The following is a 15,782-nucleotide window of genomic DNA, read 5'->3' as shown; positions in this document are numbered from 1 at the left end:
GGTGTTTCATCCGGCCGGTATTACCGCCTCGGCGTAGTCGTACAGCGCGCCGAGCAACGCCTCGACACGTTCATCGGCGTTTTCCGCCAGCGTGTCGATCTCCGCGAAGTAGTGGTCCACGTTCAGCCAGCCGTCCTCGCCTTCCACCAGTCGGGCGGTGCGCAGCGCCTCCCAATGGGCGGCTTCCTCCAGGCTCAGCGTGGCTGGAAAGTTGCGCGCGCGGTAGCGCAGCACCAGTTCGGCCAGGCGCGCATCGTCGAAGCCCGAGCGCGCGAGCGCCAGCTCCTGCGGCGACAGCGCGCGCAGCTGGTTCAGCCGCCGACGATCGGCCGGCCCGACGAAGCCGCCATAGAGGTCTTCGTCCACATCCAGCGCAGGGCCGCGGGGACGGTCGAAGAGTTCGCGCCAGCGCTCGCTCAGGTCGGGCAGGCCGGCGGCAGTGACGGCATGGCGCTCGGCCTGCGCCAGGTCGATGCCCCAGCGGCCGGCGGCCATCTCCACCATCTTGGGATTGCCCACGACCATCGGCGACTTGTTGAGGTGGATCGACTTGATGGGCAGCCGCGCCACGCCCTCGGGCAGATCGGCGCTGCGGGTGAACAGGCGCAGCCGCATCGTCTCCAGGTCCAGGTCGGCCAGCTCCGACGGGTCGTGCGACAGGTCCCACGCCAGCAGCTCGTTGCGGTTGGTGGGGTGGCTGGCCAGCGGCCACATCAGCGCCAGGCAGCCGCGCTCGGTGCCGAACATGCCCGACACGTGCACGAAGGGGCGCGCCGTCTGCGGCGAGGCGGGCAGGCCCAGCTCTTGCGCCACGCGCTCCTTGCGACGCAGCGCGAGTGCGAAGTCGAAGAGGCGCGGCTGCTTCTGGCGGATCAGCCGGGCCATGGCGATGGTGGCGCGCACGTCCGACAGCGCATCGTGGGCCGACTCATGCGCGAGGCCGTTGGCGCGGGTCAGGTCCTCCAGCTTGAAGCTGGGCTTGCCGTCGGGGTGCTTGGGCCACTCGATGCCCTCGGGACGCAGGGCGTAGGTCAGGCGCACCACGTCGAGCAGGTCCCAGCGGCCGCATTCGTTCTGCCATTCGCGGGCATACGGGTCGATCAGGTTGCGCCAGAACATGAAGCGCGTGACCTCGTCGTCGAAGCGGATGGTGTTGTAGCCCACGCCGATGGTGCGTGGCTGGGAGAAGGCCGCCTCGATGCGGGCGGCGAATTCATGCTCGGGCACGCCTTCGGCCAGGCAGTGCTGGGGCGTGATGCCGGTCAGCAGGCAGGCCGTGGGGCTGGGCAGGAAGTCCGGCGCCGGCTGGCAGTACAGCATGATCGGCTCGCCCACCTCGTTGAGCTCGGCATCGGTGCGCACGGCCGCGAATTGCGAGGGCCGGTCGCGGCGCGGGTTGGCGCCGAAGGTTTCATAGTCGTGCCAGAGGAAGGTATGGGAAGCGTCGGCCATGGGTCGGGGTCGGAAAGCGGCCGGCCATTGTCGGCCAGCGGGTTCACAGCAACGGCGAGAAGAGCCGTGCCACCGACTCTCCCAGCCGGAGCCAGAAGCTGCGGTGGCGATGGGCGCGTACGGGCGAAGCGCTCTGCAGGTCGGTCTCGAACTGCGCCACCAGCGGCGCGGCGAGCGCCGGGCCATAGACCACCGCCATCACCTCGAAGTTGAGCAGGAAGCTGCGGTTGTCGAAGTTGGCAGTGCCGATCATGGCGCAGTGGTCATCGACCACCAGCGTCTTGGAATGCAGCATGCGGGCCTTGTACTCCCACACCTTCACGCCAGCGGCAAGCAGCTCGTCGTAGTAAGAGCGGGCGGCGGCGCTCACCACCAGCGAATCGCTGCGCCGTGGCACCAGCACCCGCACGTTCACGCCGCGCAGGGCGGCGTTGGTCAGCGCCATCAGCGCGGGCTCGCTGGGCACGAAGTACGGCGTGGTGAGCCAGGCCCGCTCGGTGGCGGCATGGATGGCCTCCACATGCATGCGGTGGATGGCCTCCAAGGGGGTGTCGGGGCCGCTGGTGACGATCTGTACTGCCACCGGGCCGGCCTCCACGGGCGGCATCAACCGCGCCATCAGGCTGCCGATGCCGTGCAAGGGCTCGCCAGTGGCATAGACCCAGTCCTCCAGGAAGGTGGTCTGCAGCCAGCGCACGGCGCTGCCCTCGATGCGCAGGTGGACGTCGTGGTAGGCGTCGGGGCGGGTGCGGCGGTCTTCTTCGTCCGTGATGTTGACGCCGCCGGTGAAGCCCACGACCCCATCGCAGACCACGATCTTGCGGTGGGTGCGGTAGTTGGTCACCGGCCGCAGCCGGCGGCCGATGCGCGTGTCGTGAAAGAACACGACCTGCCCACCTGCCTCGCGCAGCGGCGCAAGAAAGCGCCGCCCCACCCGCTTGGCGCCCAGCGCGTCGATCAGCAGGCGCACCTGCACGCCGGTGCGGGCCCGCTCGATCAACAGGTCGCGCAGCGCGGTGCCGATGCGGTCGGGCTCGAAGATGTAGTACTCGAGGTGGACGTGGTCCTGCGCGCCGCGGATGGTCTCGAAGATGGCGTCGAAAGTCGCCGCGCCGCCCGAGAGCAACTGCACCGAACGGGCGCTGGACACCGGCAAGCCGCAGGCGGCCAGGCCCAATGTGGCCAGTTGGTGCAGCGCGGGCGGCGCGTCCTCGGCCGCCTCGCGCAGCAACGCCATGTCGGCCGGCGCCTGCGTCATCACCCGGCTGCGCAGCCGCTTGATGCGCTGCTTCGCCAGGCGCTGCGGTCCCAGGAAGTAATAGACGAAGAAGCCCAGGTAGGGCAGTAGCGCCAGCGACAGGATCCAGCTCATGGTGGAGACCGGTGCGCGCTTCTGCATCACGATCCACACCGACAGCACGGCGATGTAGGCGCTCCAGGCGAGCGACAGGCCGGTGGTCCAGGCAGGACTGAGGTGGAACTCGGGCAGGGTCATCCAGGGGCTTGGCGCGCCACCGACGGCGGCCGGCAGCGGCCAAGAAAAAAGGCCGGGAGCGCGATGCTACCGGCCTTGTGCGGCACCGCCCGTGAGGGCGGACGCCGGGGTGGCGTGGGGCGATCAGCCGGCGGCGGCTTCCTCGGCCTCGGGCTTGGACTTGCCTTCCTTCTTGGGCAGCGGCGTGATGTCCAGCTGCACCTCGTCCTTGTCGTCCAGGTCGACCTCCAGGCGGCCCCCGTCGGTCAGGCGGCCAAACAGCAATTCGTCGGCCAGCGCGCGGCGGATGGTGTCCTGGATCAGGCGCTGCATCGGCCGAGCGCCCATCAGCGGATCGAAGCCCTTCTTGGCCAGGTGCTTGCGCAGTTTGTCGCTGAAGGAGACTTCCACCTTCTTCTCGGCCAACTGCGTCTCCAGCTGAAGCAGGAATTTGTCCACCACGCGCAGGATGATCTGCTCGTCCAGCGGCTTGAAGTTGACGATGGCGTCCAGGCGGTTGCGGAACTCGGGCGTGAACAGGCGCTTGATGTCGGCCATCTCGTCGCCGGCCTGCCGCGGATTGGTGAACCCGATGGTGGCCTTGTTCATGGTCTCGGCGCCCGCGTTCGTCGTCATGATGATGATGATGTTGCGGAAGTCGGCCTTGCGTCCGTTGTTGTCCGTCAGCGTGCCATGGTCCATCACCTGCAGCAGCACGTTGAAGATGTCCGGATGCGCCTTCTCGATCTCGTCGAGCAGCAACACCGCATGCGGCTTCTTGGTGACGGCCTCGGTCAGCAGGCCGCCCTGGTCGAAGCCCACGTAGCCCGGAGGCGCACCGATGAGACGCGACACCGCATGGCGCTCCATGTACTCCGACATGTCGAAGCGGATCAGCTCGATGCCCAGGATGTAGGCCAGCTGCTTGGCGGCCTCGGTCTTGCCGACGCCGGTGGGGCCGCTGAACAGGAAGGAGCCGATCGGCTTGTCGCCCTTGCCCAGGCCCGAGCGGGACATCTTGACGGCGGACGCGAGCACTTCCAGCGCCTTGTCCTGGCCAAACACCACGCTCTTGAGGTCGCGCTCGATGGTCTGCAGCTTGCTGCGGTCGTCGTTGCTGACGTTCGCCGGGGGAATCCGGGCGATCTTGGCCACGATCTCCTCGACCTCGGCCTTGCCGATGGTCTTCTTGCGCTTGCTGGCCGACAGGATGCGCTGGGCCGCGCCGGCCTCGTCGATCACGTCGATGGCCTTGTCTGGCAGGTGACGGTCGTTGATGTACTTGGCCGACAGCTCAGCCGCCGCCTGCAGTGCCGCGGTGGCGTACTTGACGCTGTGGTGCTCCTCGAAGCGGCTCTTGAGGCCCTTGAGGATCTCCACCGTCTCGGCCACGCTGGGCTCGACCACATCGACCTTCTGGAAGCGCCGCGACAGGGCCGCGTCCTTCTCGAAGATGCCGCGGTATTCAGTGAAGGTGGTCGCGCCGATGCACTTGAGCTGGCCGCTGGAGAGCGCCGGCTTGAGCAGGTTGGACGCGTCCAGCGTGCCACCCGATGCGGCGCCTGCGCCGATCAGCGTGTGGATCTCGTCGATGAACAGCACCGCATTGGGCTTTTCCTTCAGCGACTTGAGCACGCCCTTGAGGCGCTGCTCGAAATCGCCGCGGTACTTGGTGCCTGCCAGCAGCGCGCCCATGTCGAGCGAATAGACTTGGGAGTCCGCCAGGATCTCGGGCACATCGCCTTGCGTGATGCGCCAGGCCAGCCCCTCGGCGATGGCCGTCTTGCCCACGCCGGCCTCACCCACGAGCAACGGGTTGTTCTTGCGCCGGCGGCACAGGATCTGGATCACGCGCTCGACCTCGTACTCGCGGCCGATCAGCGGGTCGATCTTGCCTTCCTTGGCCTGGGCGTTCAGGTTGACCGTGAACTGCTCCAGCGGCGAGGCCTTCTCGTTCTTCTCGGCGCCGCCTTCTTCGCCTTCGCTGGATGGCGCTTCGCTGCTGCCCTTGGGCTGCTCGGGCGGGTCGCTCTTCTTGATGCCGTGGGCGATGAAGTTGACCACGTCCAGGCGCGTCACGCCCTGCTGGTGCAGGTAGTAGACGGCGTGCGAATCCTTCTCGCCGAAGATGGCAACCAGCACATTGGCGCCGGTCACCTCCTTCTTGCCATTGCCCGTGGATTGCACGTGCATGATGGCGCGCTGGATCACACGCTGGAAGCCCAGCGTGGGCTGGGTGTCCACGTCGTCGGTACCGGCGACCTGGGGCGTGTTGTCCTTGATGAAATTGGTCAGCGACGAACGCAGGTCGTCGATGTTGGCCGAGCAGGCACGCAGCACTTCGGCGGCGCTCGGGTTGTCCAGCAAGGCGAGCAGCAGGTGCTCGACGGTGATGAACTCATGGCGTTGCTGCCTGGCCTCGACGAAGGCCATGTGCAGGCTGACTTCCAGTTCCTGGGCAATCATGTGATTTCCTTTGCCTTGCTGTGAATACTTCTGAAGACTGCAGATGGGTCGGATCGCGGTTTATTCAACCGGTTCACTGACACACTGGAGCGGGTGGCCCGCCTGGACGGCGGCTTCCATCACTTGATTGACCTTGGTGGCTGCGACATCGCGCGGGTAGACCCCGCACACGCCACGACCGTCGAGATGAATCTTCAGCATGATCTGGGTGGCCGTCTCGCGGTCCTTGTTGAAGAACTCCTGCAGGACGACCACCACGAATTCCATCGGGGTGTAGTCGTCGTTGAGCATGACGACCTGGTACATCCGGGGGGGCGCCGTCCGCTGCGGACGGCGCTCTGCCACCACGGAGCCACCGTCGTCCCTCTGGGGGCGAACCGGCGCCGTGGGCGGTGCCGAGGGATTTTTCGTGGCCATGAAATTCATTCTATAGAGCACTGGAACTCGTGGCGTGAGGGCGGAATTCAAGCTCGCCGCAGTGGACCTGATCGCAAAAAAGGTGCCGCCGCGGCCGGTTTCCGCGCCGCCAAGCAGGTGATCCGGGAGAAAACGTGATGCCGGGGCGCGCCTCCCGGCTTCCCTGCGCTGCCCAGGAAGACCACCGCGTGCCGCCCAACAATGGGGTGGCGCCCAACCCGCGGAGGCACCGCGCGGTATGACGCACGCCACAGCCGAAGCCTCGCGACGCGCCACTGGAGCCTGCCATGACCTCACACGCCATCCTTCCCTGGGCCGACGCGCTGGTGACCGATCAGCGCCTGCCTTTCGACGGCTTTCGCATCGAGAACTCGTCGGACGGTGCCTTGCTCGTCACGCACACGCTCCACGGCCGCCCGGTGTTCTGGCACCGCTACGAAGGGGTGCGCCTGGACGCGCAGAAGGTGTGCACGCTGGAAGGCATCGAGGGGTGGGTGGAGGTGGATCCGCTGTCGTGACGGCCTTTGCCCGGGCACCCGGAAAAAGGCCCGCTACCGATGCCGGTGGCGGGCCCAGGCTGTCGAAGCCGGCGCGTCAGACCGCCTGCATGCGCAGCTTGCGGGCCGCGAGGCGCTTGGCCACGCGCGGCAGCACCAGTACGGCCAGGACGACCACGATCAGCGCCACGGACATGGGCCGCTGCAGGAAAATCACCGCGCTGCCCTCGCCGATGGACATGGCGTTGCGCAGTTGCGCTTCGGCCAGAGGCCCCAGGATCATGCCGACCACCACCGGCGCCGTCGGGAAGTCGAAGCGCCGCATCAGCACGCCGATCACGCCGATGGCGTAGAGCAGGACCAAGTCGAAGGAGCTCTGGCGCATGCCGTACGCACCCACCGTCGCAAAGATCAGGATGCCGGCATAGAGCTGTGGCTTCGGGATCTTCAGCAGCTTGACCCACAGACCCACCATCGGCAGGTTCAGCACCAGCAACATGATGTTGCCGATGTAGAGCGAAGCGATCAGCGCCCACACCAGCGCGGCTGAGGTCGAGAACAGCTGCGGACCGGGCTGGATGCCGTAGTTCTGGAAGGCGCCCAGCAGGATGGCCGTGGTGTTCGACGTGGGGATGCCCAGCGTCAGCAGCGGGATCAGCGCCGCCGTCACCGTGGCGTTGTTGGCGGCCTCCGGGCCGGCCACACCCTCGATGGCGCCGGTGGTGCCGAACTCCGCCTTGTCCTCGGGATTCTTGGTCAGCTTCTTCTCGGCGGCATAGCTCAGGAAGGTCGGGATCTCGGTGCCGCCGGCCGGGATGCAGCCGAAGGGCGCGCCGATGGCGGTGCCACGCAGCCAGGCCGGGATCGAGCGCTTCCAATCGCGGGCGCTCATGTGCACCCGGCTCATGGTGTTCTGCGTCTCGACCACGCGGCCTTCGTACAGTACGGCGTAGATCACCTCGGCAACAGCGAACAGGCCGACCGCCACCAGCACGATCTCGATGCCGTCCAGCAGTTCCGGGATGCCGCCGGTGTAGCGGCCCTGGCCCGAGATCTGGTCCAGGCCGATGCAGCCCACGGCCAGGCCGATCAGCAGCGCCGTCATGCCGCGCAGCGTGCTCTTGCCCAGCACCGCGCTGACGGTGGTGAAGGCCAGCAGCATCAGCATGAAGTACTCGGGCGGACCGAGCTTGACCGCGAACTCGGCCACGTAGGGCGCGAACAGCGTGACCACGATGGTGGCGATGGTGCCCGCCACGAAGGAGCCGATGGCCGAGGTGGCCAGCGCCGCGCCGGCGCGACCGCTCTTGGCCATCTTGTTGCCTTCCATGGCCGTGACCATGCTGGCCGTCTCGCCCGGCGTGTTGAGCAGGATCGAGGTGGTCGAGCCGCCGTACATCGCGCCGTAGTAGATGCCGGCGAAGAAGATCATCGAGGCCGTGACGTCGACCTTGCCGGTGATCGGCAGCAGCATCGCCACCGCCACCGCGGGGCCGATGCCGGGCAGTACGCCCACGGCCGTGCCCAGGGCGCAGCCCACCAGGCACCACAGAAGATTGCTGACCGTGATGGCCTGCGCGAAGCCCTGCAACAGGGCGCCAAAGATGTCCATGGTCAGATCCAGCCCGTGGTGGTGAGGCCCGGCAGGTTGATCGCCAGGAATTGCGTGAACATCCAGTACACGGGCGCCGCGATGGCGAGCCCAGTGGCCAGATCGATGGCCCAGGTGCGCGCCTTGCCCGCCGCCGGCTGGCCGCTGGCGCGGCGCAGGCCCTGCACCGCGAGCAGATAGCACAGGCCGCAGCTGAGGATGAAGCCGAGGTGCTCAATGAGCGCGGCGTTGAGCAGCAGACCGGCCGACAGCCAGACGAAGCCGGGCCAGTTGGCCGGCTCGGCCGGACCATCGCCCTCGTCCATCGCCCGGAAGCCGCCGGTGCGCGCTTCCCAGGTGATCCAGACGCCGCAGGCGGTCAGGCCGACGGCCACCAGCCAGGGGAGGAAGTTGGGGCCGACGCCGCCGTAGCCGGCCTCGGATGAAATGCCGATGGCACCGAAGGCCATGGCCAGGCCGACGAGCACGACACCCAGGCCCACCAGGGTCTGCATCGTGTTGGCGCGCGCGGGCGCGTCCGGCGAGGAAGGGGAAGAAGCGATCATGCGGGTCTCCATGCGGCCGCGCCGCGGCACCGAGGGGCGGTGCGGCGGCGCGGGGCGCTCCGGAAGTGCGTTCAGACCATGCCGGAGCGCGTCATGATGGCGCGCAGGCTGGCGAATTCGTCGTCGACGAACTTGTCATATGCCGGGCCGGTGAGCACGGCGGGCGTCCAGTCGTTCTTCTTGAGGGCTTCGGCCCAGGACGCGCTCTTGACGGCCGTCAGCACGCGCTCGGTCAGCGCCTTGCGCTGCTCTTCCGAGATGCCGGGCGCGCCATACACCCCGCGCCAATTGCCGATCTCGACGTCGATGCCCAGCTCCTTGAGCGTCGGCACGTTGACGCTCTGCAGGCGCTGCGCCGACGTGACCGCCACGGGCTTCATCTTGCCGTCGGCGATATAGGGCGCGAACTCGCTGTAGCCGCTGCCGCCGATGGTGACGTTGCCGCCGAGGATGGCCGCGGTGGCCTCGCCGCCCCCGCGGAAGGCGACGTAGTTGATCTTGGACGGGTCGACGCCCACCTTCTGGGCAATCATGGCGGCGGCGATGTGCTCGGTGGAGCCGCGCGAACCGCCGCCCCACTTGACGCTGCCCGGGTCTTTCTTGAGCTGGGCGACCACGTCGGCCATGGTCTTGAAGGGCGAATTGGCCGGCAGCACGAACACGTTGTATTCGCTGGTGATGCGGGCGATGGGCGTTGCCTGCGACAGGTTGACCGGCGGCTTGCCGGTGATGATGCCGCCCAGCATCACGGCGCCCATCACCATCAGCGCATTGCCGTCGCCCTTGGAGCCGTTGACGAACTGGGCCAGGCCCAGCGCGCCGGCGGCACCGCCCTTGTTGTCGTAGCTGACCGTATCAGCCGCCTTGGCGTCGATCATGGCCTTGCCCAAGGCGCGGCCGGTGGTGTCCCAGCCACCGCCCGGGTTGGCCGGGATCATCATCTTGATGTTGGTCGCCGCGTGGGCGGACATCGGCAATGCGCCCACGGCGGCCAGGGCGGCCAGGGATTTGAGGAACTCGTCTCTACGCATGGGGGTCTCCTTCTTGCTTCCGGTCTGTGTTTTGGTGCGGCTTATGATGCGCCGCCCCGCTGTCAGTTGGCTGTCGCGCCACTCGGGGTAAACACCAAGCCCACCCTTCCGATGAAGCTGCTGCTGGTCGAAGACGATCCCTCCATGCAGTCCACCCTGCAACGCACGCTGGGACGCCGGCAGATCGATGTGCGCATCTGCGGCGATGGCGCGCAGGCCCTGGCGCAGTGGCAGGCGCTGGATCCTGACGTGGTGGCTTTGGACCTCAGTCTGCCGGGCATGGATGGGCTCGAGGTGCTCACCCGCGCACGGGCGAGCGGGCTGCGCACGCCCGTTCTGGTACTCACCGCGCGCGGCACCGTGGGCGACCGCATCCTGGGCCTCAATGCTGGCGCAGACGACTACCTGCCCAAGCCCTTCGACCTGGACGAACTGGAGGCGCGGCTGCGCGCGCTGCGCCGACGCTCGCCGGCCGACAGCGCCGCTGTCGTGGCGCCGGTGGAGATCGGGGCCCTGCGCCTGGAGCCGGCCAGCGGTGCCTTCTACCTTCGCGGCGATGCGCTGGAGCTCACGCCGCGCGAGGCCGCCCTGCTGCGCGCCTTGGCAGCGCGCCCCGGACATGCCGTCACGAAGGAGCGGCTGTTCGAGCTGGTGTTTCCTGGCGAGGCCCAGGTGCAATACGAAGCCATCGAAGTCGTGGCGTACCGCCTGCGCAAGAAGCTGTCGGGCACCGGGTGCGCCCTCATGACGCTGCGCGGACTGGGCTATCTGTTGCGCGAGGAGCCCGCGGCTTGATCCCGCCGCGCCGCCGATGATGGCCCGCATGAGGTCGCGGTCGCTGCGCTTTCGGCTGCTGCTCGGCCTGCTCGCGCCGGTGGTCCTCTTCATCCTGATCAACAGCGTGAGCGTGTACCGCCAGGCGCTGGCGGCGGCGACGACCGCCTACGACCGGACGCTGCTCGCATCGGCCAAGACCATCGGCGAGCAGCTCGATGTCGACGGTTACGACCAGTTGGCCTCGCTGCGCTCCACGGTGCCCTACTCGGCGCTGGAGGCATTCGAGGCGGATGCGCAGAGCCGCATGTATTACCGTGTCTCCACGACGCAGGGCGAGATGATCTCCGGCTTTGCGGAGCTGCCGCTGTGGCACGGCAGGCTGCCCGCCAAGCCGCCCTACGCCGCCCTGGTGGACTTCTACGACGCCGAATTCCGCGGCCAGCCGGTTCGCATGGCCGTGCTGCTGCAGCCCGTGGCCAGCGCGCGCGGTCTGGGCATGGCCGTCGTCCAGGTGGCGGAAACGCTGGAACTGCGCGAAGCGCTCGCACGACGTCTGCTGGTGGACATGCTGTGGCGGCAGCTGCTGCTGGTGGCGGTGGTGGCCAGCGTCACCGTCTTCGTCGTCCAGCAAGCGACCCGGCCGGTGCGCCGCCTGGGCGAGGCCATCGCGCAACGGGCGCCGGACGACCTGTCTCCCATCGACGCGCCGGATGCGCCGCGCGAGCTGCGCCCGTTGGTGGACGCCACCACGGCCGTGATGGCTCGGCTGCGCGGCCTGCTCGACCATCAGAAGCGCTTCGTACGAGATGCGGCACATCAGTTGCGCACCCCGCTGGCGGTACTCAAGGCGCAGGTGCAGTCCGCGCAGCGCGGCGACGTGCCCGCAGCGCAGGCGTTGCGGGAGATCGATGCCACGGTCGACCGCGCCACGCAACTGGCCAACCAGATGCTTGCCCTCGCCAAGATCGAGCAGTTGAGGCAACGGCCGGAGTTGCAGCAGCTGGATCTGGCAGAAATGGTGCGACAGGTCGCGCTGGACGTGTCTCCGCTGATCGCCGACAAAGCACTGGACTTCGAGCTGGACGCCATCCCGGCGAAGGTCGAGGCCCACGCCTGGATGCTGCTCGAGCTCAGCCGCAACCTGTTGCACAACGCGATCCGCCACAGTCCGCGCGGAGGCCTGTTGTCGGTCCACGTCACGTTTGACGAGCCGGATGGCGTGATCCTGCGCGTGCGCGATGCGGGCCCCGGCATTGGCCCCGAGCTTCGGCAACGGCTGTTCGCCCCGTTCGCGGCCGGCGACACGGCCCGCGGCTCCGGCCTTGGGCTGGCCATTTGCCGGGAGATCGTGCAGACCCTGGGCGGCACCATCCACCTGGACAATCGGACCGATGCCGACGGCCGCGTGACAGGGCTCGATGCCCGCGTCCGCTTGCAGGCCGCGAATCAGACCGCGTCCGATTGACAGCAGCGGATCGCCGCTGTTTGCTTGAAACCCCTTCATTCCCGCGACATCCATGGAGCGCATGCGCATCGACAAGTGGCTATGGGCCGCCCGCTTCTACAAGACCCGCTCCCTGGCCGCGGACGAGATCGACCGGCACCGTGTCCAGGTCAACGGGGATGTCGTCAAGCCCGCGCGCGAGGTCAAGGTGGGCGACCTTGTCCAGTTGCGCCTGGGCCCTGACAGCCGCACCGTGCGCGTGCGCGGCATGTCGATGCAGCGCGGGCCCGCGCCTGTGGCGCAGCTCCTGTACGAAGAAACCCCGGAGAGCATCGCCTCCCAGGCAGCCGCGCGCGAACAGCGCAGGCTGGCTCGTGAACCGGCACATGCGATCGTCCAGGGCCGCCCCACCAAGCGGGATCGACGGCATCTCGATACTGCACGTCACGACGGCTGGGGTGATCGATGGAGCGCGTCGGTGGATGACGATGTCGCTAGCCACTGACCGGCCATGCGTTAGGCTCGGCGGATGACCCGGCTCAAGCACTATCGCATCACGCCTGACGCATCTTTTCGTCTGGCCGACTTCGATCCTGGAGAGACGCCCTTTCTTCCCACACAGGAACATCACCAGCGTGAGTCCCTGGAGGCATTGGCCGACGAACTCGACCATTGGCAGAACCTGCTTCATGCGGAAGGCCGCCGCAAGCTGCTGCTGGTGCTGCAAGGCACCGACACCAGCGGCAAGGACGGCACCATTCGCTGGGTCTTCTCGCGCACGTCGCCATTGGGGGTCCGGGTCGCTGCCTTCAAGGCTCCGACCGACGAGGAACGGGCGCGCGATTTCCTGTGGCGCTGTCATGCGGTCGTGCCACGCGCCGGCGAGATCGCCGTGTGGAACCGCAGCCACTATGAGGACGTGCTCGTACCATGGGTCGAAGGCTGGATCGGCAAGGCCGAACTGCGCCGCCGCTATGCGCAGATCAACGACTTCGAGCGCCTGCTGGCCGAGACGGGCACCGTGCTGATCAAGTGCATGCTGCACATCGACAAGGACGAACAACGCAAACGCCTGCAGGCGCGTCTGGACGATCCGGGCAAACACTGGAAGTTCAGCATGGGCGACCTTGCCACGCGCCAGAAGTGGGGCGCCTACCAGCAAGCGTACGAAGCCGCCATCGCGGCCACCTCCACCGCGCATGCGCCCTGGTACATCGTGCCCGCCAACCACAAGGACCATCGCAATCTGATGATTGCCCGTCTGCTCATCAAAGTTCTGCGAGACATGAAAATCAGCCTTGCTCCTGCCAACCCGGCCTATTCCGGCCTGAAGGTCGAGTGACTCGTTCATGTCGAATCCAACCCTGCCTCCCTCCCCCGCAACCGATACCGAAGCCGCAGACTCTTTCGTCTGGCCACTGCCGCCCATCGGGCATTTCCGGCCGCCCAATACCAGCACGATCCGTTGCGAGATCAGCAACCTTTCCGGCCGCCATGGCGAAGGGGTGATGAACCTGTTCTCGCCGTCGGCGCAGTCGGTCCACATCCATCTGCTGCGTACACGCGCCCCCGTGCCATTGCGCTTTGACCAGTTCCGATCACTGCTGCTGCTTGATCCGCTTCGGCCCTTGGACGACACGCTCGTGGAGTGGAGCGACTACCGCATCGTCTGGAAGGGGGACACTGGCGAACTGAGCGGCAGAAGTGCTGGCCATGTCCAGACGCCGTTCGGCGTCTTCCTGTTTCCCGGGGACGAAGAAGGCCATGTGCGCCGCCTGTTCGTGCCCCACTCGGCCTACGAGCGCATCGACACCGATGCGTCTGCGGGTGGGGGCGCGCTGTCCAAGGTCGCGACCCGCCGCAGCGAACTGCTGCAGGCCCTTCAGCGGCAGGCCAGCGCGCCCATCGTGCGCATCGGCGAAGCGCTGATGTCCCTGGGCATGATCAACGACGAGCAGCTGAACGAGGCCCTCGCCGCCCAGAAGCAGATGGACAACGGTCTGCCCCTGGGCGAGCTGCTTGTGCGCATGGGGGCCGTGTCCGCCTCCGATCTCAAAGTGGCGCTCACCCGCAAGATGGGTTATCCGGTGGTGGATCTGCAGGCGTTCGTCGCAGAACCGGATGCGCTGGCGCGGCTGAACCATGCAGTGGCTCGGCGGCTGCAGCTGCTTCCCCTCATCGTTGCCGACGGTCGCCTGGTGGTGGCGATGGACGATCCCGCCAACCGTCACGGCGCGTTGGACGAGGCCGAATTCATCGCTCAGATGAAGATCGCACCGGTCCTCGGACAGTGCGACGACTTCGAAGCTTGCGTGTTCGCCGCCTACGACAAGATAGGCGCGGCGTCGGAGGCCAAGCCTGCGCCTTCCCAGGACCAGGCATTGGAACTCGAGACGGCAGATACCAGCAGCCTGCTCGAATCGCTCGAGAAGGAAAACCAGCGCGGCATCGAATCGGACGATGACCGGCCCATCGAACAGTCGGACAACTCGCTGGTGCGGATGATCAACCGCATGATCCTGGAAGCCTTCACGGGCGGCGTGTCCGACATCCACGTGGAAAGCTATCCTGGGAAGGAGAAGATCCGCATCCGCTTCCGCAAGGATGGCCTGCTGCGGACCTACCTGGAGTTGCCCCACAACTACCGCAACGCCGTGATCGCGCGCATCAAGATCATGGCCGACTTGGACATCAGCGAGCGCCGCAAGCCTCAGGACGGCAAGATCAATTTCGCGCGCTTCTCGCCGAAGCACCGCCTCGAACTGCGCGTTGCCACGATCCCGACCAACAATGGTCTTGAGGACGTCGTCATGCGGATTCTGGCCTCGGCCAAGCCGCTGCCCCTGGACAAGCTCGGGCTGACGGACAACAACTATCAGCGGCTGCGCTCCGCCATCGAACGCCCCTACGGCATGGTCCTGTGCGTCGGCCCGACGGGCTCGGGCAAGACCACGACACTGCACTCTGCGCTGAGCCACATCAACACACCAGAACGCAAGATTTGGACGGCGGAGGACCCGATCGAAATCACCCAGACAGGATTGCGTCAAGTGCAGGTCAACGCCCGCATCGACTGGACGTTCGCCCGCGCACTGCGCGCCTTCTTGCGCGCCGATCCCGACGTGATCATGGTGGGCGAAATCCGTGACGAAGAAACAGCCCGGGTGTCCATCGAGGCTTCTCTGACCGGCCACTTGGTGCTTTCCACGCTCCACACCAACAGCGCGCCTGAGACCGTGACGCGGCTGCTCGACATGGGAATGGACCCGTTCAACTTCGCCGATTCGCTTTTGGCGGTGCTCGCCCAGCGCTTGGTGCGCCGCCTTTGTCCTGCCTGCAAGACCAGCCGTCCCGCGACCTCAGCCGAAGTGGATGAGTTGGCCGATGATTACCTGCATGCCTATGGCAACGCTCATGGGGTCGAGGACCGGAACACCCTTCTGGAGCGGTGGACCGAACGCTACGGCGTGGAGGGTCAGCTTCAGTTCCACCACAGTCCAGGCTGTCCGGTCTGCGAAAAAACGGGATTCAAGGGCCGTGTCGGGTTGCATGAACTGATGGTGATCTCGCGCGAGCTGCGCGAGTTGATCCAAGGCGGCGCACGGGTCGAGGCGCTTCTGGCGACGGCCGTCCAACAGGAAATGCGCACGCTTCGCCAGGACGGCATTGAGAAAGTGCTTTCCGGTCAGACCACGATCGAAGAAGTACGGGCGACTAGCAACAGTTGAGTCGACCGTAACGCGGCGACGTTACGGAACTGCGTCGAGCGATGGCACTGATCGGCGCTACCGCTGCACGGAATTAGCAGTCATCGTGCCCACTCGAGCCGAGGGCGTCCGGCACTCCCCGTTTCGGTGTTGTTGCGCCGGTCATAGCTGTAAATAGTCGCCGCCTATTGCGTGGCCCGCTCGGCTCTGCAGATTTGCCAGAGACGAGGTCCAGCTGGGGGTGGAACTGCATCATCGTCGGTGCAAAACAAAAAGCCCCGCAGCGAGGGCTGAGGGGCTTTTTGAGGGCTGTAAGAGCCTGACGATGACCTACTTTCACACGGGAGTCCGCACTATCAT

The 15,782-nt window shown here is 66.8% G+C and carries 13 protein-coding genes; 6 read left to right on the top strand and 7 right to left on the bottom strand.

What is annotated here, in order from left to right; translation table 11 throughout:
- Nucleotides 1–6: 6 nt before the first annotated feature.
- The 4 genes from sbcB to clpS all read right to left on the bottom strand — a co-directional run bounded on the left by sbcB (nt 7) and on the right by clpS (nt 5,818).
- A complete protein-coding gene (gene sbcB, locus BXA03_RS00065; protein ID WP_076503178.1) occupies nt 7–1,452 on the bottom strand; it encodes an exodeoxyribonuclease I in 1,446 nt (481 codons plus the stop codon).
- Nucleotides 1,453–1,495: 43 nt separating this feature from the next.
- A complete protein-coding gene (gene cls, locus BXA03_RS00060; protein WP_076503177.1) occupies nt 1,496–2,947 on the bottom strand; it encodes a cardiolipin synthase in 1,452 nt (483 codons plus the stop codon).
- 123 nt (nt 2,948–3,070) lie between these two features.
- A complete protein-coding gene (gene clpA, locus BXA03_RS00055; protein WP_076503176.1) occupies nt 3,071–5,392 on the bottom strand; it encodes an ATP-dependent Clp protease ATP-binding subunit ClpA in 2,322 nt (773 codons plus the stop codon).
- A 60-nt stretch (nt 5,393–5,452) separates the two neighbouring features.
- The gene (gene clpS, locus BXA03_RS00050; protein WP_159444685.1) at nt 5,453–5,818 is read right to left on the bottom strand and encodes an ATP-dependent Clp protease adapter ClpS; all 366 of its coding nucleotides are present in this window, start codon (nt 5,816–5,818) and stop codon (nt 5,453–5,455) included.
- Nucleotides 5,819–6,096: 278 nt separating this feature from the next.
- Here clpS and BXA03_RS00045 point away from each other — a divergent pair, with 278 nt between their 5' ends.
- The gene (locus BXA03_RS00045; protein WP_076503174.1) at nt 6,097–6,327 is read left to right on the top strand and encodes a hypothetical protein; all 231 of its coding nucleotides are present in this window, start codon (nt 6,097–6,099) and stop codon (nt 6,325–6,327) included.
- A gap of 76 nt (nt 6,328–6,403) precedes the next feature.
- Here BXA03_RS00045 and BXA03_RS00040 read toward each other — a convergent pair whose 3' ends face one another.
- From BXA03_RS00040 to BXA03_RS00030, 3 genes are all read right to left on the bottom strand, one after another.
- Nucleotides 6,404–7,918, bottom strand: a complete 1,515-nt coding sequence (locus tag BXA03_RS00040) for a tripartite tricarboxylate transporter permease (RefSeq protein WP_076503173.1) — start codon at nt 7,916–7,918, stop codon at nt 6,404–6,406.
- A 2-nt stretch (nt 7,919–7,920) separates the two neighbouring features.
- On the bottom strand, nt 7,921–8,463 hold the full coding sequence (locus BXA03_RS00035) for a tripartite tricarboxylate transporter TctB family protein (protein WP_076503172.1): 543 nt from the start codon (nt 8,461–8,463) through the stop codon (nt 7,921–7,923).
- A gap of 71 nt (nt 8,464–8,534) precedes the next feature.
- Nucleotides 8,535–9,494, bottom strand: coding sequence for a Bug family tripartite tricarboxylate transporter substrate binding protein (locus BXA03_RS00030; RefSeq protein ID WP_076503171.1), 960 nt, complete (start codon nt 9,492–9,494; stop codon nt 8,535–8,537).
- 111 nt (nt 9,495–9,605) lie between these two features.
- Here BXA03_RS00030 and BXA03_RS00025 point away from each other — a divergent pair, with 111 nt between their 5' ends.
- Genes BXA03_RS00025 through BXA03_RS00005 form a run of 5 tightly spaced genes read left to right on the top strand, consistent with a single transcriptional unit; the run spans nt 9,606 to nt 15,443 of the window.
- Nucleotides 9,606–10,289 carry a response regulator transcription factor gene (locus BXA03_RS00025; RefSeq protein WP_076503170.1) on the top strand — a complete coding sequence of 228 codons (684 nt, stop codon included), beginning with the start codon at nt 9,606–9,608 and terminating at the stop codon, nt 10,287–10,289.
- Nucleotides 10,290–10,317: 28 nt separating this feature from the next.
- Nucleotides 10,318–11,736, top strand: coding sequence for a sensor histidine kinase (locus tag BXA03_RS00020; RefSeq protein ID WP_369822377.1), 1,419 nt, complete (start codon nt 10,318–10,320; stop codon nt 11,734–11,736).
- A gap of 52 nt (nt 11,737–11,788) precedes the next feature.
- Complete coding sequence (locus BXA03_RS00015; protein ID WP_076503169.1) at nt 11,789–12,220, top strand: RNA-binding S4 domain-containing protein; 432 nt, start codon at nt 11,789–11,791, stop codon at nt 12,218–12,220.
- A 24-nt stretch (nt 12,221–12,244) separates the two neighbouring features.
- Nucleotides 12,245–13,057 (top strand): PPK2 family polyphosphate kinase, encoded by an 813-nt coding sequence (locus BXA03_RS00010; protein WP_076503168.1) that lies wholly within the window; start codon nt 12,245–12,247, stop codon nt 13,055–13,057.
- A 7-nt stretch (nt 13,058–13,064) separates the two neighbouring features.
- Complete coding sequence (locus tag BXA03_RS00005) at nt 13,065–15,443, top strand: GspE/PulE family protein (protein WP_234983547.1); 2,379 nt, start codon at nt 13,065–13,067, stop codon at nt 15,441–15,443.
- Nucleotides 15,444–15,782: the final 339 nt, after the last annotated feature.

Source organism: Pseudacidovorax sp. RU35E (assembly GCF_900156165.1).
GTDB lineage: Bacteria > Pseudomonadota > Gammaproteobacteria > Burkholderiales > Burkholderiaceae_C > Xenophilus.
The sequence above is the reverse complement of the archived record's forward strand: the minus strand, read 5'-3'. Positions and strand labels throughout refer to the sequence as shown.

Coding starts and splice junctions, on each gene's coding strand:
- BXA03_RS00020 (WP_369822377.1), top strand. CDS start 10,318: ATGAGGTCGCGGTCGCTGCGCTTTCGGCTGCTGCTCGGCCTGCTCGCG.
- BXA03_RS00010 (WP_076503168.1), top strand. CDS start 12,245: ATGACCCGGCTCAAGCACTATCGCATCACGCCTGACGCATCTTTTCGT.
- BXA03_RS00025 (WP_076503170.1), top strand. CDS start 9,606: ATGAAGCTGCTGCTGGTCGAAGACGATCCCTCCATGCAGTCCACCCTG.
- clpS (WP_159444685.1), bottom strand. CDS start 5,818: ATGAATTTCATGGCCACGAAAAATCCCTCGGCACCGCCCACGGCGCCG.
- clpA (WP_076503176.1), bottom strand. CDS start 5,392: ATGATTGCCCAGGAACTGGAAGTCAGCCTGCACATGGCCTTCGTCGAG.
- BXA03_RS00045 (WP_076503174.1), top strand. CDS start 6,097: ATGACCTCACACGCCATCCTTCCCTGGGCCGACGCGCTGGTGACCGAT.
- BXA03_RS00015 (WP_076503169.1), top strand. CDS start 11,789: ATGGAGCGCATGCGCATCGACAAGTGGCTATGGGCCGCCCGCTTCTAC.
- sbcB (WP_076503178.1), bottom strand. CDS start 1,452: ATGGCCGACGCTTCCCATACCTTCCTCTGGCACGACTATGAAACCTTC.
- BXA03_RS00030 (WP_076503171.1), bottom strand. CDS start 9,494: ATGCGTAGAGACGAGTTCCTCAAATCCCTGGCCGCCCTGGCCGCCGTG.
- BXA03_RS00035 (WP_076503172.1), bottom strand. CDS start 8,463: ATGATCGCTTCTTCCCCTTCCTCGCCGGACGCGCCCGCGCGCGCCAAC.
- cls (WP_076503177.1), bottom strand. CDS start 2,947: ATGACCCTGCCCGAGTTCCACCTCAGTCCTGCCTGGACCACCGGCCTG.
- BXA03_RS00040 (WP_076503173.1), bottom strand. CDS start 7,918: ATGGACATCTTTGGCGCCCTGTTGCAGGGCTTCGCGCAGGCCATCACG.
- BXA03_RS00005 (WP_234983547.1), top strand. CDS start 13,065: ATGTCGAATCCAACCCTGCCTCCCTCCCCCGCAACCGATACCGAAGCC.